Genomic DNA, 1413 nt, shown 5'->3' on the forward strand with positions numbered 1-1413 from the left:
GACGGGCTCGTCAGCACCAATCGTCACCGACGTCGAACCGCCCCGACCCGCCCCCATTTTCCTCCTCCGAGACGGCCCCCGGCCAGAGCCGTTCAAGGGCCAGCACGCGACCGAGTACATCTCGATCTAGGGGTCCTCTGAGCTGGTTGCCCCGTGGAGCCGCCCGGTTCAGAAGGGCGGCTCGGTGGGGAAGCTCAGTGCGGGCTTGGCCTGCTGGAACGTGTCCGGGGCGGTGACCCGCGGTGGTGGCGCCCAGGCGCGGTACATCGGGTCAGGGTCGGTGTACGACTTCGGGCGGGTGACGTGCTCGATGCCCAGCGGTGAACGCCAGTGGGCGTGCCCGGCGGTGCACCTCCAGTGCTCCCACCGCGCGGTCCACGGCGCGTCGTGGGCGGTGGCGGCGTGCTTGCGGCGGTGAGTGGAGCGGGACTTGGGGTCCAGGTTGCACGCACACGTCGGCCCGCCCTGCCCAGGGCCCGGACCCCAGGGGGTGACGTGGTCCAGGTCTGCCTGCTCCGCCGGCAGGGTGTCCCCCGGCCCGGTGGAGGTCCCCCACAACGCGGTGACGTACCGGCGCAGCGCAGCCGGTGGGTCGTGCGGGCCGCCGCCGATGGCGTTCAGGGGGCAGGCGTCAGCATCGACCGGCTCACACTCACCGGCCGCGCAAGCATCACCGCCCTCGAGGTCCGGATCGAGGTCGACATCGGCGTCGGGTTCGGGACCGTGATCCCAACCGTCGCCCCAGCCGACGCCCGGGTCGGCATCTCGGCGGTCGTCCCGTCTGTCGTCTCGTCGGTCGTCTCGGTCGGCGGCGGCGGGGTCGGCGGCGGCGGGGTCGCTAGCGGGACCGCTGTCCCGGACGGGAACGGTCTCGAAGGTGGCAGCAGCCTTCGGGGGGAGCTGCTGGATCGGGTGGCCACGGAAGCGCCCCGCCCTGCCCCTCGCAGCCGACCCCGTCGCTGATCGTGGCGACGGCTGAGCCGGCGAGCTGCCCGTCGAGCCGGACGGTGGCATAGCCGGTGGCGCTGCGGAACCTGCGCCGCCACAACCACCGACACTTCCGCCAGCACTTCCGCCGGTGTCCTCGTAGCCGCCTCCGGTGTCGCTGGAGCCGCCGGCGGGAGTGTCGGGGTCGCCGTCGTCCTGCGGACCGTCGCCAGGGCTGGGTTCGCCGGGGCTACCGGGATCGGGGCCGTCCTCTGGGGTGGTGGGGCCGGGACTGTCAGGGCCGTCATCGGAGGTGGCGGGGTCGTCGTCGTCAGTGTCGGGGCCGTCATCGTCGGGGGTGGTGAGCCAGGACGCGGGGTAGGTATGCCCATCCACCGCGATCAGGTCACCGGTGAACGGATCGCTCAGCACCCGCCGCAACCGGCACCCCGGGGAACGCAACCCCGCCCGCACCAAGAACGGCGC

General features: G+C 73.2%; 1 pseudogene. It reads right to left on the reverse strand.

Annotated features, from left to right (window positions below):
- Positions 1 to 168: 168 nt before the first annotated feature.
- A pseudogene (locus tag BXY45_RS22750) lies at positions 169 to 1413 on the reverse strand (hypothetical protein); the annotation flags it as partial.

Origin of the sequence: Quadrisphaera granulorum (assembly GCF_003149145.1) — a bacterium.
Classification (GTDB): domain Bacteria; phylum Actinomycetota; class Actinomycetes; order Actinomycetales; family Quadrisphaeraceae; genus Quadrisphaera; species Quadrisphaera granulorum.